The sequence below is a fragment of the Marinovum sp. PR37 genome, from assembly GCF_028807375.1.
In the GTDB taxonomy this organism is placed as follows: domain Bacteria; phylum Pseudomonadota; class Alphaproteobacteria; order Rhodobacterales; family Rhodobacteraceae; genus Marinovum; species Marinovum algicola.
In genome coordinates this window covers 1-18,277 of sequence record NZ_JARAML010000036.1, presented here as the reverse complement: position 1 = coordinate 18,277, position 18,277 = coordinate 1, and the positions used below count along the sequence as shown (strand labels likewise).

At 65.1% G+C, this 18,277-nt stretch carries 19 protein-coding genes and 1 tRNA gene; 7 read left to right on the top strand and 13 right to left on the bottom strand.

Annotated elements, in window-relative coordinates; genetic code table 11:
* Window positions 1-8 precede the first annotated feature (8 nt).
* Window positions 9-812, top strand: a complete 804-nt coding sequence (locus PVW49_RS21590; protein WP_074840278.1) for an HAD-IIB family hydrolase — start codon at window positions 9-11, stop codon at window positions 810-812.
* Window positions 805-2,031, top strand: a complete 1,227-nt coding sequence (locus tag PVW49_RS21585; RefSeq protein ID WP_074840276.1) for a glycosyl transferase — start codon at window positions 805-807, stop codon at window positions 2,029-2,031. The genes PVW49_RS21590 and PVW49_RS21585 overlap by 8 nt, the downstream gene beginning before the upstream one ends.
* 9 nt (window positions 2,032-2,040) lie before the next feature.
* On the opposite strand, the gene PVW49_RS21580 is transcribed toward PVW49_RS21585, so the two are convergent.
* Window positions 2,041-3,786 carry a sugar phosphorylase gene (locus tag PVW49_RS21580; protein ID WP_074840274.1) on the bottom strand — a complete coding sequence of 582 codons (1,746 nt, stop codon included), beginning with the start codon at window positions 3,784-3,786 and terminating at the stop codon, window positions 2,041-2,043.
* Window positions 3,787-4,021: 235 nt separating this feature from the next.
* Window positions 4,022-4,097: transfer RNA gene (locus tag PVW49_RS21575), tRNA-Trp, on the bottom strand.
* A gap of 439 nt (window positions 4,098-4,536) precedes the next feature.
* On the opposite strand from PVW49_RS21575, the gene PVW49_RS21570 reads away from it, so the two are divergent.
* Both PVW49_RS21570 and PVW49_RS21565 read left to right on the top strand, forming a co-directional pair.
* A complete protein-coding gene (locus PVW49_RS21570) occupies window positions 4,537-4,773 on the top strand; it encodes a hypothetical protein (RefSeq protein ID WP_048532963.1) in 237 nt (78 codons plus the stop codon).
* A gap of 381 nt (window positions 4,774-5,154) precedes the next feature.
* The gene (locus PVW49_RS21565) at window positions 5,155-5,805 is read left to right on the top strand and encodes a hypothetical protein (protein WP_074840272.1); all 651 of its coding nucleotides are present in this window, start codon (window positions 5,155-5,157) and stop codon (window positions 5,803-5,805) included.
* 172 nt (window positions 5,806-5,977) lie between these two features.
* Here PVW49_RS21565 and rpsU read toward each other — a convergent pair whose 3' ends face one another.
* Complete coding sequence (gene rpsU / locus PVW49_RS21560) at window positions 5,978-6,184, bottom strand: 30S ribosomal protein S21 (RefSeq protein WP_005614280.1); 207 nt, start codon at window positions 6,182-6,184, stop codon at window positions 5,978-5,980.
* Window positions 6,185-6,493: 309 nt separating this feature from the next.
* Here rpsU and PVW49_RS21555 point away from each other — a divergent pair, with 309 nt between their 5' ends.
* The 3 genes from PVW49_RS21555 to PVW49_RS21545 are packed head-to-tail and all read left to right on the top strand — an operon-like array spanning window position 6,494 to window position 8,851.
* Window positions 6,494-7,186 (top strand): COQ9 family protein, encoded by a 693-nt coding sequence (locus PVW49_RS21555; protein WP_274591548.1) that lies wholly within the window; start codon window positions 6,494-6,496, stop codon window positions 7,184-7,186.
* A 10-nt stretch (window positions 7,187-7,196) separates the two neighbouring features.
* Complete coding sequence (locus PVW49_RS21550) at window positions 7,197-8,183, top strand: NAD(P)H-quinone oxidoreductase (RefSeq protein ID WP_048532967.1); 987 nt, start codon at window positions 7,197-7,199, stop codon at window positions 8,181-8,183.
* On the top strand, window positions 8,180-8,851 hold the full coding sequence (locus tag PVW49_RS21545) for a class I SAM-dependent methyltransferase (RefSeq protein WP_274591547.1): 672 nt from the start codon (window positions 8,180-8,182) through the stop codon (window positions 8,849-8,851). Before PVW49_RS21550 ends, PVW49_RS21545 begins: the two co-directional genes overlap by 4 nt.
* 10 nt (window positions 8,852-8,861) lie before the next feature.
* Here the strand turns inward: PVW49_RS21545 and PVW49_RS21540 are convergent, their stop codons facing one another.
* From PVW49_RS21540 to trmB, 10 genes are all read right to left on the bottom strand, one after another.
* Window positions 8,862-9,473 (bottom strand): hypothetical protein, encoded by a 612-nt coding sequence (locus PVW49_RS21540; RefSeq protein ID WP_274591546.1) that lies wholly within the window; start codon window positions 9,471-9,473, stop codon window positions 8,862-8,864.
* A 130-nt stretch (window positions 9,474-9,603) separates the two neighbouring features.
* Entirely contained in the window at window positions 9,604-10,272 is a 669-nt protein-coding gene (locus PVW49_RS21535) for a phosphoribosylanthranilate isomerase (RefSeq protein ID WP_074840266.1), read from the bottom strand.
* A gap of 10 nt (window positions 10,273-10,282) precedes the next feature.
* Complete coding sequence (locus PVW49_RS21530; protein WP_048532973.1) at window positions 10,283-10,633, bottom strand: LapA family protein; 351 nt, start codon at window positions 10,631-10,633, stop codon at window positions 10,283-10,285.
* A gap of 9 nt (window positions 10,634-10,642) precedes the next feature.
* Window positions 10,643-10,924: an integration host factor subunit beta gene (gene ihfB, locus PVW49_RS21525; RefSeq protein WP_048533965.1), complete on the bottom strand. Its 282-nt coding sequence runs from the start codon at window positions 10,922-10,924 to the stop codon at window positions 10,643-10,645.
* A 324-nt stretch (window positions 10,925-11,248) separates the two neighbouring features.
* A complete protein-coding gene (rpsA, locus tag PVW49_RS21520; RefSeq protein ID WP_048532974.1) occupies window positions 11,249-12,928 on the bottom strand; it encodes a 30S ribosomal protein S1 in 1,680 nt (559 codons plus the stop codon).
* Between the two features lie 246 nt (window positions 12,929-13,174).
* Complete coding sequence (locus PVW49_RS21515) at window positions 13,175-14,272, bottom strand: hypothetical protein (RefSeq protein WP_274591545.1); 1,098 nt, start codon at window positions 14,270-14,272, stop codon at window positions 13,175-13,177.
* 4 nt (window positions 14,273-14,276) lie between these two features.
* Entirely contained in the window at window positions 14,277-15,275 is a 999-nt protein-coding gene (locus PVW49_RS21510) for an aldo/keto reductase (RefSeq protein WP_274591544.1), read from the bottom strand.
* Window positions 15,272-15,889, bottom strand: a complete 618-nt coding sequence (locus PVW49_RS21505) for a (d)CMP kinase (protein WP_274591543.1) — start codon at window positions 15,887-15,889, stop codon at window positions 15,272-15,274. The genes PVW49_RS21510 and PVW49_RS21505 overlap by 4 nt, the downstream gene beginning before the upstream one ends.
* A gap of 26 nt (window positions 15,890-15,915) precedes the next feature.
* Window positions 15,916-17,265 carry a 3-phosphoshikimate 1-carboxyvinyltransferase gene (aroA, locus tag PVW49_RS21500; RefSeq protein ID WP_274591542.1) on the bottom strand — a complete coding sequence of 450 codons (1,350 nt, stop codon included), beginning with the start codon at window positions 17,263-17,265 and terminating at the stop codon, window positions 15,916-15,918.
* A gap of 218 nt (window positions 17,266-17,483) precedes the next feature.
* Window positions 17,484-18,197, bottom strand: coding sequence for a tRNA (guanine(46)-N(7))-methyltransferase TrmB (trmB, locus tag PVW49_RS21495; protein ID WP_074840297.1), 714 nt, complete (start codon window positions 18,195-18,197; stop codon window positions 17,484-17,486).
* Window positions 18,198-18,277 lie beyond the last annotated feature (80 nt).

The following is an 18,277-nucleotide window of genomic DNA, read 5'->3' as shown; positions in this document are numbered from 1 at the left end:
CTTTGAGCATGACTCGCGCCCTGCCCCTTCTCGTGTTCTCCGATCTCGACGGCACCCTGCTCGATCACGAAAGCTATTCCTTCGCCCCCGCCCGGGCCGCGCTGGCCGCGCTGGCAGAGATCGGCGCCGGCGTGGTTCTCGCCACCAGCAAGACTGCCGCCGAGGTGGCACCGCTGCGCGCGGCACTCGGCCTCGCCGGCTGGCCCGCCATCGTCGAGAACGGCGCCGGGCTGCTTGCGGCGGGTGCCGAGGAGGGCTTTGACGACAGCGTTTATCGCGCCATCCGGAAAACCCTGCGTCAGTTGCCGCAAGGGTTTTGCGCCTTCGACGGTTTTGGCGACATGAGCGACGCCGAAGTCGCCCGTGTCACCGGGTTGCCGCGCGCGCAGGCCGCCCTTGCCCGGCGCCGCGAATTCAGCGAGCCGGGGCGCTGGACCGGCACGCCGGCCGGGCTGGAGAAGTTTCTCGCCAGCGCCGGCAAGGCCGGACTGCACGCCCGGCGCGGCGGCAGGTTTCTCACGTTTTCCCACGGTCAGACCAAGGCCGACCAGATGGCGGCGCTGATCGCGCAATACACGCCGCGAATGACGCTGGCGCTCGGCGATGCGCCCAACGACATCGAAATGCTGGAAGCGGCCGATCGCGGCGTCATCATCCCCAACCCGCACAGTCGCCCCCTGCCGCGCCTGCCGGGCGAGGACAGCGGCCGGGTGCGCCGCGCCGAAACGCCGGGACCGGAGGGCTGGAACGCCGCCGTGCTGGCCCTAGTACAAGACGTGAAGCACAACAAAGAGGCGCCTTCAGATGGCTGATTTCCACCAGAACGGCAATATCACCACCCTGCACAATCTGCGCACCCGCGAGTTGCACGATCTCGAATACGAGCTGACCACCTATGCCCAGACCCGGCGCATTTCGCTGATCCTGCCGTCGCTCTATTCCGAGCTTGAAGGCACGGCGCTGCCGCACATCCTCGAAGAGCTCTCGCATGTGCCCTACCTGCACCGGATCATCATCGGTCTCGATCGCGCCGACGAGACCGAATACCGCCATGCCCGCAAGTTCTTTGACCGGCTGCCGCAGACCCATACTGTGATCTGGAACGACAGCCCGCGGATGCAGGCGCTGGATGCAAGGCTGACGCGCCACGGGCTGGCGCCGCAGGAACAGGGCAAGGGCAAGAACGTCTGGTCCTCGATCGGCTATCTCATCGCCTGTGCCGACAGCGCAGTGCTGGCACTGCACGATTGCGATATCCTGACCTATGAACGCGAGATGCTGGCGCGGCTGGTCTATCCGGTGGCCAACCCGTCGTTCCCCTACCAGATGTCCAAGGGCTATTACCCTCGAATCGGCGGCGACAAGCTGAACGGCCGGGTCACGCGGCTGCTGGTATCGCCGATCCTGATCGCGCTGAAAAAGGTGATCGGCGACCGCGACTATATCGACTACCTGCGCTCCTTCCGATATCCACTCTCGGGCGAGTTTGCCATGCGCACGCCGATCCTGCCCGACTTGCGCATTCCCTCGGACTGGGGGCTGGAGATCGGCACGTTGTCGGAGGCCTGGCGCAACCTGGCGCCGAAATCGGTCTGTCAGGTCGAGATCTCGGACGCCTATGACCACAAGCACCAGGATCTCTCGCCCGAGGATGCCAGCAAGGGGCTGAGCCGCATGTCGACCGACATCTGCAAGGCGATCTTCCGCAAGCTGGCGGCCGATGGCACCGTGTTCACACCCAATGTCTTTCGCACGCTCAAGGCCACCTATTACCGCACGGCGCTCGACCTGCTCGACAGCTACGCCAATGACGCGACGATGAACGGGCTCAGCTTTGACCGGCATCGCGAGGAAAAGAGCATCGAACTGTTTGCCGAGAACATCATCTCGGCCGGTCAGGTCTTTCTCGACAATCCGCACGAGACGCCCTTTATCCCCACCTGGCACCGCGTCCACGCCGCAGACCCGAGCTTCCTGGCTGATCTGCGCACTGCCGTCTCTGAGGACGAGGCCGAATTCGACCCGGCCTGAGGCGCCCCCCTACCAGCGGTTGGTGATCCAGCGGCATTGATAGGGTGCAAAGACGATATCTTCGCCGTTGGCGTCGATCTCTTCGCCTGTCAGCAGATCGAGCCAGGTCTCGCCTTCGATCAGGTTCACCGCCGTGGGCGAGACGCGCAACTCTTCGTCGCTGACATTGTGCAGCGCAAAGATCGACTGGTCGCGGTCGAGGCTCTGCCGCCAGAGGCCGAAAACACGTTCGTCCAGCGACAGGGTGAACTGGGTGGCATTGGGGTGGAAAGCCGTCTGCCGGGCACGCAGCTTCAGCCGCTCGGACATCCGCCGCAAGACCTCGGAGCTTGTACTCTCGGGATCGTCGAGCTTCTCCAATAGCGTCGGGTAATCCCAGCGATGCCGGTTGATCGCCCGGTTCATGCCGCGCCGCGCGACCGCCTCGTGATCGTTCGGTGTGGCCAGCATCGAATGGATATAGAAGGCCGGGATGCCTTCGAGCGACATGACGATGGTCTGGGAACAGAGGAAACGGTCGATGTGATGCTCGTCTTCGCCCTTGAAGGTGCGGCGCACCGCCTCGAAGAAGGCACAGTTCAGTTCGTAGGGCTCCTGGCCGCCGCCAGGCAGCGAGCGCATCGAGACCAGCCCGCCGGCGGCCTGCGCCGTCTCGATCATGCGTGCCTTTTCCTGCGCCGGCAACACGCCGTCCGCCGGGCGCATGCCGATGCCGTCATGGCTGGCGGTGAAGTTGAGATAGGCACAGCCCAGTTGCGCCGGCGGCATCGCGGTCTGCCAGCGGTGCAGAAAGCGGGCACTGCCGGATTGCATCGCATGCAGGATCAACGGCGGCAGCGGGAAGTTGTAGACAACATGCGCCTCATTGCGGTTGCCGAAATAGCTCAGGTTCTCGGTCCGGGGCACGTTGGTCTCGGTCAGGAGCACCACTGTCTCGGTGGCGAAATCGCACAGCAGCCGCATCAGCTGCACCACCGCATGGGTCTGGCGCAGGTGGATGCAGGAGGTGCCGATCTCCTTCCACAGGAAGGCCACCGCATCGAGCCGCAGGATGCGCACGCCATTGTCGATATGCAGGCGAATGATCCGCAGCATCTCGATCAGCACCTCGGGATTGCGGAAATCGAGATCGACCTGATCGTGGCTGAAGGTGCACCAGACATGGCGCGGGCCTTGCGGCGTCTCGATCTCCTGCAACAGCGGCGTGGTGCGCGGGCGGACCACTTCGTTCAGGTCGTCCTCGGGGCTGGCCTCGAAGAAATAGCGATCATAGGGCGCCTGCCCCTGCCGGTAGGCATTGAACCAAGGACCTTGCGAAGAGACATGGTTCAGCACCAGATCGGACATCAGATGGAATTCATCGGCGATGCGCCGGATATCGGCCCAGCCGCCCAGTTCGGGATTGACCGCGCGATAATCGGTGACGGCAAAACCGTCGTCGGAGGTATAGGGAAAGAACGGCAGGATATGCACGCCGTTGACCACGCCCTTCATCTTGCGCAGCAGGAAATCATGCAGCAGGTCGAGCGGCTTGTGCTGACCGTCGACGATCGAATTTCCATAGGTGATCAGCACCGCGTCATGTTCCGACCAGAGCTTGTTCGACGGCACCCGGCCGCGTTTGCGGCGGTGGGCGTCGTCGGGCCAGAAGGCCTCGATGATCTGGCTCGACAGGATATGCGCGTCGAGATCGGGATAGATTTCCTGGACCAGCTTGGTCAGTCGGGTGGAGAATGTGGCGGAGGGGGACGCCATGCGCTGGTGATCTCCTCTTGATTACCTCGGGCGGTCAGCCTTTGCCGAGGATTGACGCCCTTCGGCCGGGTGGAGTCAATTCCGGCGCCAAAAGACCGCAACCTGAGCGGGCAATGTCGCGGCAATTCCTTCGCGCTGCTCAGATTTTCAGCGTAGTGGCCGCTCCGGTCGAGTGCAAGCCAACGCCTGGCGCACTTCGCTCGGACCGGTCCGTGCATCGCATGTCATGGAAAAATGGCAGGGGCAGCAGGGTTCGAACCCGCGACCTACGGTTTTGGAGACCGTCGCTCTACCAGCTGAGCTATACCCCTGTGGCCGGGTGACCGGATACTACCGGCGAGATTCGAAATCAACCCCGATTTTTCTGCCGGAGACCCGCGACACCGACAATATATAACGTGCCGACGCTCACCTTCCGTCGCTGCGCGTCACCGCGCCGTGAGAAGTTATTTCAGAATTCCATGTGCATGAGTGCACAAATAATGTTTACGCCTCATGACAGCCGGCTTTCCGGCCTTTCGGTTCACGCTCCGGTCTCCCGTCTGTGCCACCAGATCGTGAAAAACCGCTTGTTTTCACCCCCTTGGAAGCCGTTGTGCAAGTTTCAAGTCCACAAGTTGGTGAGCCGGCGTGAGCCAGAGCGTGATTTGAGAACCGCCGCGGTATCCCCCAGTTTGATTGGTGTCGGAGGCGACCACCTACTTCGAACAGAAACGCCCAGACGGGCACCATTGAACTGAGGAAACGACAATGAAAAACATCATCGCAATCACCGCTCTCGTTCTGGCAGGGGCTGCCACCACCGCATCGGCTGCAACCGTGGCCAACTCCGTGGCAGAACGCACCATCCAGCAATACGCGCCGAACGCTGACCTGTCGCAACTCTCCGAGCGCCAGATCCTCGTCATCCTGAACGCGATCAACTCCGATGAATCGCGCAGCGAAGTCACCTCGACCGTGCGCTCGCTGGTCAACAACGCAGGCTGACCCCCTGCCCTCGATTGCCGTTCTGCCGGAACTCCCCCGGCAGAACAGCCCCAAAAACCGGCCCCTCGGGCCGGTTTTCTAGTTTCGGGATACTGGTTTAGCCCGGCCTCGGGTTGCCCGTCCGAACGCAATAGCTCTCTTGCCAAAACTTATCGATATCGCAACGGTGAGAGCCGCGTTTCCTTTCAAAATCAGCGCATTATCCCTGTCTAGCGCAGATTCCGAACACGGCCACAAACATTTTGTTTACCGGGCTTTGGCGGCATTTGCATTGAGACCGGCGCCGAGCGCGCCAGTTCGTGGTGGGCTGGTGGCACTCAACGGCCGCCAAACGAGTAACCAAGTTCCGGTCCTCTGGGCCGTTTACCGAAAGGACAAGACATGAAACGCATTCTCTACGCAAGCGCCATCGTTCTCGCCGGTGCGTCCGGTGCGACCGCCGCCACCATCGAAGCGACCGAGCAGAACCTGCTGGCGATTCAGAATTTCGTGCCCGAAGCAACCATGGCCGACCTTCAGGCCATGACCGATACCGAAATCCGGGTGATCCTGAACGCGATCAGCTCGGGCGACTCGGGCAGCAACAAGGCTTCGACCGTGCGCTCGCTGTTCGAAGACTCCAGCGCAATGGATATGGACAGCATGGCGACCAGCGAATTCGCCAACGAGACCAACCTGGCCAAAATTCAGGCGTATGTGCCCGAGGCCACATTGGCGGATCTCCAGGCGATGGAAAACGAACAGATCGCCGGCATCCTGAATACCATCTCGTCCGGTGAAGATGGCGGGGACAAACGCTCCACCGTGCGCGCGCTCTTCGAGGGCGACGACTCGATGATGATGAACGCCGAAGCGACGAGCGATTTCGTCAACCAGACCAACCTGGCAAGGATTCGGACCTTTGCGCCCGAGGTCACGCTTGCCGATCTCGCGCGCATCGGTGACGAGGAAGTCGCCGTGATCCTGAACATCCTGTCCAGCGACGCAAGCGAAGGCGACAAACGCCAACGCATTCAGGCGCGTTTCGAATAACGCCAGCCATATTGCGCCCGGCGCCTGACGCCCGGGCATTGAGCAAGGGCCGGCCTCCCGACGGAGGCCGGCCCTTTGCGTCTGCGTCCAGCCGCGCCAGCCACCGGACAAAGAAAAACCCCCGAAGCGCACGCCCGGGGGTCCAATTCTCTTGTGTCCAAAGCTGGGTTGCTCAGAGCAAACCTTCGCGCTGGGCTTTCTTGCGCGCCAGTTTCCGGGCACGGCGGATCGCTTCAGCTTTCTCGCGCGCTTTTTTCTCGGACGGCTTCTCGAAATGTTGCTTGAGCTTCATTTCGCGGAATACGCCTTCACGCTGCAGCTTTTTCTTCAGGGCACGAAGCGCCTGATCGACATTGTTGTCGCGAACACTAACCTGCATGTGGTTTTCACCACCTTTCTAAGTTTGAGTTGCAAGGAAATTGCAGGAATTCGCCATATAACAAGCCCACCCCGCTTTGTCCAGTGGCGCGGTGCCGCAGCCGCTGGCTGGCTTGCAGCAGGGAACAAGCCCCGCCCTCGCATGGTTGAGCTATTCCCCGCCTGACGCGGGAAGAGGCCAATCCAGGTCAGCGGTCCGCCCGCCACCGCCGCCGCCAGGCAGCGATGGCCAGTCGGCCCAAGCGGCGCAGGATGCGGCTTTCGCTGCCGCGCCGGGCGCGATAACCTCGGCCCGACAGGAGATCCAGAGATGACGCAAACCCCGGTGGAAGACAGGCTGTTGGCGGCAATGACCTCGCATGTGCCCTTTGACGGCTGGAGCGAACCCGCCTTTCGCGCAGCGATCGCGCAGAGCGAAGTCAACGAAACGGTGGCCCGCGCGCTTTATCCGCGCGGCGCGGTGGATCTGGCGCTGGCCTATCACCGCAAGGGCGACTGCGCGATGATCGCGCGGATCGAGCAGGCCGACCTCTCGGCGATGCGCTTTCGCGACCGCATCGCCTTTGCCGTTCGCGCCCGGCTCGAGGCGGTCGAAGACAGGGAGCTGGTGCGGCGCGGGATGACGCTGTTTTCCCTGCCCAACCATGCGCCCGAAGGCGCCCGCGCGATCTGGAACACCGCCGATGCGATCTGGACCGCGCTCGGCGACACATCAGACGACGTCAACTGGTACACCAAGCGGGCCACGCTGAGCGCGGTCTACAGCGCCACGGTGCTCTACTGGCTGGGCGACGACACGCCCGACCACCATGCGACCTGGGAGTTTCTCGACCGCAGAATCGACAACGTGATGCAGGTCGAGAAGGTCAAGGCGCAGGCCCGCGGTAACCCGGTTCTGTCCAAGCTCATGGCCGGACCGGATATGCTGCTGTCGCGCCTGCGGGCGCCGAAACCGCCGTCAGGCTTTCCCGGGCGCTGGCGGCCACAAGATACCGAACATTGAGGGACACGAGATGACCAAGATGATGCAGGCGGTGGAAATCACCGCCCCCGGCGGGCCGGATGTTCTCCAACTCACCGAGCGCCCGGTGCCGGAACCGAGCCCCAACGAGGTGGTGATCCGCGTGGCCTGGGCCGGGGTCAACCGTCCCGACGCGCTGCAACGCGCCGGCTCTTACGCGCCGCCGCCCTCGGCCAGCGACCTGCCGGGTCTCGAGGCTTCGGGCGAAATCGTGGCCATCGGCACCAATGTCAGCGACTGGGAGGTGGGCGACCGCGTCTGCGCGCTGCTGCCCGGGGGCGGCTATGCCGAATATGTGGCGACACCGGCCGCCCACTGCCTGCCGATCCCAAAGGGCATGGAGCTGAAACAGGCCGCCTGTCTGCCGGAGACCTATTTCACGGTCTGGTCGAATGTCTTTCGGCGCGGCGGCTTGCAGGCCGGCGAGCGGTTTCTCGTGCACGGCGGCTCTTCCGGCATCGGCACGACGGCGATCCAGCTGGCGCAGCACTTTGGCGCGCGGGTCTTTGCCACCGCCGGATCGGCCGAGAAATGCCGCGCCTGCGCCGATCTGGGTGCCGAACGGGCGATCAACTATCGCGAAGAGGATTTTGTCGAGGTGCTGCGCGCCGAGGGCGGGGCCGACCTGATCCTCGACATGGTGGGCGGCCCCTACATCGTGCGCAATCTCAAGAGCCTGGCCGAGGACGGGAGGCTGGTGCAGATCGCCTTTCTGCAAGGCCCCAAGACCGAGGTCAACTTTGCCCCGCTGATGACACGCCGGCTCACGATCACCGGTTCGACCCTGCGGCCGCAGAGCGATCTGGCCAAGGCGCGGATTGCCGAGGATCTGCACCGCGAGGTCTGGCCGCTTCTGGACACCGGCCGCATCGGCCCGGTGATGGACAGCGATTTTGCCCTGGCTGACGCCGCCGCCGCCCATGCCCGGATGGAGGCCGGCGGCCATATCGGCAAGATCGTCTTGCAGGTTGCCGGATGAGCGAAGACCAGCCCGAGCGCATGACGCCGCTCACGCTGTTGCAAGAGCACGCAGTGCGCGACAGCTTCGAAACCTTTCGCGAGGCGATGACCGGCGCCATGCTGTTTCCGCGCAAGGCCGGGCTTCGCAAGTATTGCGCCAAGCAGGCCTTGGCCACCCATGGCGCCCGGAGGCTCTATGCCGAGTTCGGCGTCTGGCGCGGCCATGGCATCAACCTCTTCGCCCGGATGCTGGAGCCCGAGGGCGGCCATGTGACCGGCTTCGACAGCTTCGAGGGGCTGGAAGAGGATTGGACCGGTCATTCCCGGGGTGGCGAGGCCGGGCGCTACAATCTCGACGGCGTGCTGCCGGAAGTGCGCAGCAACGTGACGCTGGTCAAGGGCTGGGTGCAGGACACCGTGCCGGGCTGGCTGGTGCAGCAGGGCGAAACGCCTTTCGCCCTGGCGCATTTCGATATGGACACCTATACGCCCACCGCCTTCGTGCTCGCGCAGATCAGGCCGCGGCTGGTGGCGGGCTCGGTGCTGCTCTTCGACGAGCTCTACGGCTATCCCGGCTGGCGCCATCATGAATACAAGGCCCTGCGCGAAGCGCTGCCCGAAGACAGCTATCGCTTTGTCGGCTTTTCCGAACAGGCCGTCGCGATCGAGATGACGCGCGCGCTGTGAGACACCCGGGTCAGGCCAGCGCGGCGCGGGTCACTTCCTGGCCTTGGGTCTGGCGGCGAAATGCGGTCCAGACCACGATGCCCACCTGGGGTTCGATCAGCGCGATCAGCGCCGCCAGACGGCCCGATATCCGGCGCCGCCGCGAAAGCCCCATCCGACGCAGGAAGAACCGCACCTCGACCGACGACAGCGGCGCGGCGGCGGCATCCTCGACCGTGACATCGAATCGCGCGCGGCCCATCAGCAGATCGCGGCAGAGCGCCCGGATCTCGGCCCGCCGTTCCCGCAAGGCGTCGCAGGCGGCCCAGGCCTCTCTGGCGCAGGCAAAGGCCTGCGCCGGATCATGCGCCACCGCGTGAAACGCCAGCGGCCGCTGGATGTGCTTGACCAGCCAGATCATCTGGCCGTCATCGGTCACGCCGCGCCGGGCAAACATCATGCCGCTTTCGGAGAACACGCAGTAGGACATGTCCACAAACATCCGCACCCAGAGCTCTGATTGCCAGTCCATGTCGCCGGGCGTGGCCTGAAACCCCGGATAGCCGGCCGGGAGCAGCCTGCGCTCGACCGCGAGCCGCGCCCGGCGGGCTGCGGCCTTGTTGGCCTTGAAAAATCTTTGCATTTTATCACCTCGAAATATCATGCGCCGGCCGCCGGGAATGAACGGGTAATTCCGTTCAGGCCGCCTGCGCATGGAGATCATGCAAGACTTGGTGAAAATAATCCAGTCAGGGATTCCCGACCGTGCCCGCCTAGCGCAGCTTGGGCGGCACGTTTCGGGGCGCATTGGCGGCGCGGACAAAGGCGGCCATCTTTTCGGCATCCTTGATACCCGGCGCGCTTTCCACGCCGCTGGCCACGTCGACCTGGGTCGCCCCGGTCATTGCGATGGCGTCGCCCACATTGTCGGGCGTCAGCCCGCCCGCCAGCATCCAGGGCACCGGCCAGCGCCGCCCGGCGATCAGCCGCCAGTCAAAGGTCAGCCCGTTGCCGCCTGGCAATTCAGCGTTCTTCGGCGGCTTGGCATCCACCAGAAGCTGATCGGCGACCCGGCCGTAAGCCTCCAGCGGCGGCAGGTCCTCCGCATCGGCCACGCCCAGCACCTTGATCACCGGCAGGCCGTAGCGCGCCTTGATCTCGGTCACCCGCTCGGGGCTCTCCTGCCCGTGCAGCTGAATCATATCGAGCGGCATGCCGCCGGTGATGGCATCAAGCAGCGCGTTGTCGGGGTTCACCACCAGAACGACCTTGGCGATCCCCGGCGGCACATCCAACGCCAGTTGCCCGGCGCTGGGAATGTCGAGGTAGCGGGGCGATTTCGGAAAGAAGTTGAAGCCGAGGTAATTGGCTCCGGCCGCGGCGGCGGCGGCCACGTCCTGCGGCCGTGTCAGGCCACAAATCTTGGTGCGGACATCGTTCATGCGCGGTCGGTCAGCTTGCCTCGTCGAGCAGGGCAAGCACCTCGTCCTCGCCCGCATGCTTCTCGGCCCGAAGACGCCGGAGCTGACGCTTGAGCTCCTTGATCTCGCGGTCCTTGCGGGCGCTTTCGGCGCGCTGCCTGAACTCGCGCAGCCATTCCCAGACAAAGCCGATCAACAGGCCGGCAGCCACCCCGGCAATGATCACCACAAAGAGCGGCAGATCGATCGCCTGGTTCATGCCGGCCAGCGCCGCCAGCCCCGAGGGCAGCAGCGTCAGGGTGACGATATCCCGGTTGGCCACGGCCACGGCAACCAGCGCCAGGGCCACGATCGCCAGAAAGGCGTATTTGATGTACCGCATGGTGTGACTTTACTTTCCGTTCAGACGATCCCGCAGCAGCTTGCCGGTCTTGAAGAACGGCACATGCTTTTCCTCGACTTCAACCGCTTCGCCGGTGCGCGGGTTGCGTCCGGTGCGCGCATCGCGTTTTTTCACCGAGAAGGCACCAAACCCCCGAAGTTCGACCCGATCGCCGCGCGACATGGCGCCGGTGATCTCTTCGAACACGGTGTTTACGATGCGCTCCACATCGCGTTGATAGAGGTGCGGGTTTTCATCCGCAAGTTTCTGGATCAGTTCTGATCTGATCATGTGCGCCATCCCCCCTGAACCGGTCCGCGCGTGAAGTCTCACATTCGCGACTATAGATAGATTGTCGTGTTTCGCAAACATGCGCGAGGGGCAAACTCCCTGAAAATTCGCGATTTTTTTGCATTCCGGGGCGGCCGCGCGCACAAACGGGCGGCAAATCGGCAGCAGCCGGGGATTGCCGGCCTGTCAACCCTGACCTTTGATTCGCTGCGATTTTTCGCGCAGGCGCCTGGCCGGGCCCGGCCCGTGGCACCGCCGAAGCGGGCAAAGAAAAAGCCCCGGCGCAAGGCACCGGGGCTTTCCGAGTTCGGATCAGCGCGAGGCTTACTCGTCGCCGCCCTTCAGGGCCGCGCCGAGGATGTCGCCCAGCGATGCGCCGGAGTCGGAGGAGCCATACTGCTGCACGGCCTCTTTCTCTTCGGCGATCTCGCGTGCCTTGATCGACAGGCCGAGCCGACGGCTCTTGCTGTCGACGTTGGTGACGCGGACGTCGACTTTGTTGCCGACCGAGAAGCGCTCGGGGCGCTGTTCGGCACGGTCACGCGACAGGTCGGAGCGGCGGATGAAGGATTTCATGCCTTCGTATTCCACCTCGATGCCGCCATCCTCGATCGCCGTCACTTCGACGGTGATCACGGAGCCGCGCTTCACGCCGCCGATCGCATCGGCAAACTTGTCGCCGCCGACGTTCTTGATCGAGAGCGAGATACGCTCCTTGTCGATGTCGACCTCGGAGACCACGGCCTGCACCACGTCGCCCTTGCGGTAGTTCTGGATCGCGTCTTCGCCACGCTCGTCCCAGGACAGGTCCGACAGGTGAACCATGCCGTCGATTTCGCCCGGCAGGCCAACGAACAGACCGAATTCGGTGATGTTCTTGACTTCGCCTTCGACGACGGTGCCTTCGGGGTGGGTTTCGGCAAAGACTTCCCAGGGGTTGCGCATGGTCTGCTTGAGGCCAAGCGAGACACGGCGTTTTGCCTGGTCGATCTCGAGCACCATGACTTCGACTTCCTGCGAGGTCGAAACGATCTTGCCGGGGTGCACGTTCTTCTTGGTCCAGGACATTTCCGAGACGTGAACGAGACCTTCGACACCGGGCTCCAGCTCAACAAATGCACCGTAGTCGGTGATGTTGGTGACGCGGCCCTGGTGCACCGATTCCAGCGGGTACTTGGCGGCCACCAGATCCCACGGATCTTCCTGAAGCTGCTTCATGCCGAGCGAGATACGGTGGGTTTCCTTGTTGATCTTGATGACCTGGACCTTCACGGTCTCGCCGATCGACAGGATCTCCGAGGGGTGGTTCACACGACGCCATGCCATGTCGGTGACGTGCAGCAGGCCGTCCACACCACCCAGATCGACGAAGGCGCCGTATTCGGTGATGTTCTTGACCACGCCGTCGACTGCCTGACCTTCGGCCAGGTTGGCGATGACTTCGGCGCGCTGTTCGGCGCGGCTCTCTTCGAGGATCGCGCGACGCGAGACAACGATGTTGCCACGGCGACGGTCCATCTTGAGGATCTGGAACGGCTGCTTCAGACCCATCAGCGGGCCGGCATCACGCACGGGGCGCACATCGACCTGCGAACCGGGCAGGAAGGCCACGGCGCCGCCGAGATCGACAGTGAAGCCACCTTTGACGCGGCCAAAGATCGCGCCTTCGACGCGCTGGTCGTCGGCATAGGCTTTTTCCAGGCGGTCCCAGGCTTCCTCGCGGCGGGCCATCTCGCGCGAGATGACGGCTTCGCCACGGGCGTTCTCAGCCGCGCGCAGGAAGACTTCGACTTCGTCGCCGACGGTGATGTCGGGCTGTTCGCCGGGGTTCGCGAATTCTTTCAGCTCGACGCGGCCTTCCATCTTGTAGCCGACGTCGATGATGGCCTGGCCCGCTTCGATCGCGATGACCTTGCCTTTGACGACAGAGCCCTCTTCGGGGGTGTCCATTTCGAAGCTTTCATTCAGGAGGGCTTCGAATTCCTCCATCGATGTGTTTGCCATGTGGCGGTTGGTTCCTTTTTCAAGTCACTATTCTGGCCGGGTGGTTGTCTCCACCGGTCTTACATGATGCGCCGCCTCTCGACGGAGCTTTGGTCACGCGGGCCTCCGCAAAACGAAAGAGGGCCGGAGAAATTGCCCGACCCTGCCCGATCTCTTGTTCTACGGCGTTTATCGCCTTGTCGACGGGGCGTCCTTACACCTCTGCGCCCCGAGTTTCAAGGCCCTTCGCCGGCGCGGCCGGGCGGGTCAGCCCTGCCCGGGCAACCCGCGCAGCACCTCGGCCGCCACCGCCGCCTCGGGGTCCGGCACGGTGTCCTGCGGCACCTGATCGCGCTTGAGGCTTTTCCAGCCTGTGGTCAGGCTGCGGCAATGCAGAAACGAAAGGTCGGCATGGGTCCGGCGGCGCAGGAAGGGCAACCGTTCCATCCCGTGCACATCCCAGCTGAACCCGCCCAGCCGCCCCGAGGGCACCAGGCACCATTTCGGCGGACAGGGGCGCGGCGGCGCGGCTGTGTGGCTGTGATCGGCGTGACTGAACGGCCCCTCCGCGCCGGGCGCCGGATAGACCCAATGCCCCGCCACCTGAACGAAGCCCAGCCGCGCGGCGCAGGCGGCATCAAACACGCTCTCGCCCCGGGTCACGATCAGCTCGTCGACGTCGCAATTCAGCACCGCCCGGGCCTGCCCCAGAAAGCGCAGCCGCAGCACGTTGAACAGCGCCGTCTGCATATATTTTTCGGTTCGGCGATAAGGCTTCCGCCCGACCGGCCCGTATTTGAACGGCACTTCCAGCACTGTCAGCCGGGACAGCCCCACCCCCTCCAGCGCCGCGCGCAACTCGGCGATGCCGTAGGCCGTCGAGCCATTGTCCATCACGATCAGCGCCTCGAGCCCATGGGCGTCGCGGTGATAGCGCGCATGGGTCACCAGCCACTCGATGGGATTGTCGCGGGACATCACGAACGCCGTGTTCAGCCCGGCAAACTCCGTATGCGCGGCGCGGCTCACGCCGCTGGTGCCGGTCCAGCCCTGAAGCAGCACCGAAATCTCCGCGGGACAGTTCGGCGCATCCAACTCGGCCACCTCGTGGCGCGCATAGCGCCGCAACCGGCGGAATTTCAGAACCCGGTCATCGCCGCGAAACACCGCCTTGCGAAAGGCCGTGCGGAAATTGTTGAGCGGCGGACAGACCAGGAAAAGCCGCCCCTCCGACCAGATCGCATCATACCACAGCGTTTCACGGTCGAGCGCCGCGAGATAGCCCTCGGGCTGGTATTTCGCCGCCAGCACCGAGCTGCGCTGCATATGCGCGGGCAGGCGCAGGGAGGCGAAATCGCCGCTCATCGGCTCAGCAATACCGCTCGGGCCCGACGTATTGCCCGACGCTGTAGCGGTCGCCATGGGCCCAGCCCACCGGCAGCGCCTCTTCGATCCGGGCCAGATCCTCGGTCGAGAGCGCCAATTCGGTGCCGCGCACGCATTCGCGGAAATGCGCAACCGACCGGGTGCCGGGGATCGGAAGGATGTGCGGACCCTGCGCGAGAAGCCAGGCAATCGCCAGCGCCGCCGCCGGTTCGCCCATCTCGGCCGCCAGGGCGCGGAACCGGTCGGTCGCGGCGATATTGGCCTCGTAATTGGGCGAGAGAAAGCGCGGATTGCTCTTCATCCAGGCTAATGTCGGCACCCGTTCGGCCTCGATCGGCCGGTCGGTGAGAAAGGCCCGGCCCAGCGGCGAAAAGGCCACCAGCGCGGTGCCCTGGCGGGCGCATTCCTGCACCAGACCCAGTTCGGGCGCGCGGGTCGCCAGCGAATATTCCGATTGCACCGCCGCCACCGGGGCCACGGCGGCCGCCCGCCGCAACGAGGCGGGCGCGATCTCGGAAAAGCCGAAACCCTTGATCTTGCCCTTGTCGCGCAGCGCGACCAGCGTCGCGGTCACCTCTTCGATCGGCCGGGCCTCTTCGCGCCGGTGCACGTAAAACAGATCGACCGCCTCGATCCCCATGCGCGACAGGCTGCGGTCGAGCTCGGCCTCCAGATGCTCCGGCGAATTGTCAAAACAGCGGTTGCCCGCGGCGTCCTTGGAAATCCCCGCCTTGGTGGCAATGTGGAACACCTCGCGCGCCGCAATGTTGCGGCGCAGATAGGCGCCGATCGCCTCTTCCGACCGGCCCATGCCATAGACGTTGGAGGTGTCGATATGGGTCACGCCCAACTCCATCGCCGCATCCAGAACCGCCCAGGAGTTTTCCTCGGTGGTCGGCCCGTAGAACTCGGCAAAGGACATGGCGCCCACCCCCATGGCCGAAACCTCGGCGCCGGCGATCTTGCGTGTGGGGCGGCTCATGCGCTGGCCTCCTGCCGGGCCCGGACCGCACCCAGCGCCGCGGCGATGGCGGCCTCGATGTCCATCGCGGTGGTGTCGATATGCACCGCATCCTCGGCCGGCTTCAGCGGCGCCTCGGCGCGGCCCATGTCGCGCTCGTCGCGGGCGCGGACATCGGCGAGCACCGTCTCCAGCGTGGTCTCGATGCCCTTGCCGGTCAGCTCCTTGAAGCGCCGCTCGGCGCGCACCTCGGCGCTGGCGATGACATAGAGCTTGGCCTCGGCCTCGGGGCAGATCACCGTTCCGATGTCGCGGCCATCCAGCACCGCCCCGCCATCGCGGCGGGCGAAGGCGCGCTGGAAATCCACCAGCGCCGCGCGGACATCGCCCAGCACCGCCACCTTCGAGGCCGCCTGAGCGACCTCGGGGGTGCGCAGGCTCGGATCGTCCAGCGCCTCGGCGGTCAAGGCCTGCGCCGCCGCCAGCGGGTCGGCGCCGTCCAGCACCTGGCGCCCAACCGCGCGATAGAGCAGCCCGGTGTCGAGGTGGGCATAGCCCAGCTGTCGCGCCAGCGCCTTGGAAATCGTGCCCTTGCCAGAGGCCGCCGGGCCGTCGACTGCAATGGTAAACGCCATGAATATTCGTCCTTTCCGCTGCCGGATTACGCCTCGCGGCGCACGTCGGCGCCAAGCTGTGCCATCAGAGGTTCGAAGATCGGGAAGGAGGTGGCGATCGGCGTGCCGTCATCCACCCGCACCGGCTGCCTGGTCGACATCCCCAGAACCATGAAGGACATGGCGATCCGGTGGTCGAGATGGCTGGCGCAGGTCGCCCCGCCGCTGACCGTTCCCGGCCCCTGCCCGGTCACACGCCACCAGTCCGGCCCGTCCTCGACCGTGACGCCACAGGCGCGCAGGCCGGTGGCCATCGCCTCGATCCGGTCGCTTTCCTTGACGCGCAGTTCCTTGACGCCGGTCATGTTGGTCACGCCGGTGGCATTGGCGGCCACGACCGACAGCACCGGATATTCGTCGATCATGCTGGCGGCGCGCGCCGGCGGCACATCGATGCCCTTCATGTCGGGCGAATATTTCGCACGCAGATCGGCCACCGGTTCGCCGCCTTCCTCGCGCTGGTTCTCGTAGGTCAGATCGGCGCCCATCTCTTGCAGCGTGGTGAAGAGACCGGCGCGCGTCGGATTGAGCCCGATGCCCGGCACCAGCACGTCCGAGCCGGGGGTGATCAGCGCCGCGCAGACCGGGAAGGCCGCCGACGAGGGATCGCGCGGCACGGCGATCACCTGCGGCGTCAATTCGGGCTGGCCGGTCAGGGTGATGACCCGGCCTTCGTCGGTCTCTTCGGTGGTGATCTCGGCGCCGAAACCGGCCAGCATCCGCTCGGTGTGGTCGCGGGTGGCTTCCTTCTCGATCACCACGGTCTGGCCCGGCGCATTCAGCCCGGCCAGCAGCACCGCGGATTTCACCTGCGCCGACGGCACCGGCACCTGATAGCGCACCGGCACCGGCTCTGCCGCGCCCACCAGCGTCATCGGCAACCGCCCGCCGGAGCGGCCGACCGCCTGGCAGCCGAAGAGCGCCAGCGGATCGGTCACCCGCGCCATGGGCCGCTTGTTGAGGCTGGCGTCGCCGGTATAGGTGACCGAGATCGGCGAGGTCGCCGCCGCGCCCATGATCAGCCGCACGCCGGTGCCGGAATTGCCGCAATCGATCACCTGGTCGGGTTCGGCAAAGCCGCCGACACCGACGCCGTGCACATGCCAGGTGCCATCGTCATCGCGGATCACCTCGGCGCCGAAGGCGCGCATCGCCTTGGCGGTGTCGAGCACGTCCTCGCCTTCGAGCAGCCCGGTCACCACGGTTTCGCCCACCGCCATAGCGCCCAGGATCAGCGAACGGTGCGAGATCGACTTGTCGCCGGGCACCTCTGCGATACCGGACAGCGGGCCGCAGGGCGTGGAAATCATTGGAATGGGCGTGCCGTGGCCGGACATGGGCGGGTTCCTTCGTTATCGCTCGCGCCCTCATAGCAAGCGGGTTGAGGGGGGTCCATCCCGCGGCGGAAGCGCCCGGAGGAAAACTGCCCGTCGCCGCTGCGCCACCGTCCCCGGCCTGCCCCGGGCCCCCACCGCCGGGCCCGAGGGAGAGGCGCCGGATCAGGTCCGGCGCGCGCGGGGAAACCCCGCCAAGCCGCGTCGGCCATACAGCCCGCCTAGGTCTTCCGAAACGTCAGATAATGGGGCACCCGGCCCTCGCGCAGCGCCTTCTGCTCGTAGCGGGTGGAGATCCAGTCCTCCCAGGGCCGGCGCCAATCCTCGGGCCGCTCGGCCAGCCATTCGAAACCGTGCCGCGGCACCTGCTCCAGCGTCTGGCGCACGTAATCAGGGATATCGGTCGCGACGCGGAACTCCGCGCCGGGCTTCATCAGCGCCGACAGCGGCGCCAGATGCTCCGGCGTCACGAAGCGGCGGCGGTGATGGCGTTTCTTGGGCCAGGGATCGGGATAGAGCAGAAAGGCCTTGGAGACCGAACGCTCCGGCAGCACGTCAAACAGATCGCGGGCATCGCCGGGATGAATGCGCAGGTTGTCCACGCCGGCCTGCCGCACCTTGCCAAGAAGCATGGCGACGCCGTTGATGTAGGGCTCGGCGCCGATGATGCCGACGTCGGGATTGGCGGCCGCCTGATGCACCAGATGCTCGCCGCCGCCGAAGCCGATCTCCAGCCAGAGATCGCGGCCGCCGAACAGCGCCCCGAGGTCCAGCGGCGCGCGGTCGGGGTTCTCGTCCCAGCCGACCGGGCCGGGCGACAGCGCGGCCAGGTCCTCGTCCAGATAGCGTTCCTGCGACTTGCGCAGGCCCTTGCCCTTGAACCGGCCGTAAAAATTGCGCCAGGGCGCGCCTGATGGGTGTTTTGTCTCGCTCATGGGGCGCGGGTTTAGCCGGGCTTGGCCATCGGCGCAACGTAACCGCCCGATTTGAACCGCCTGCTCGTATGTCCCGGTGA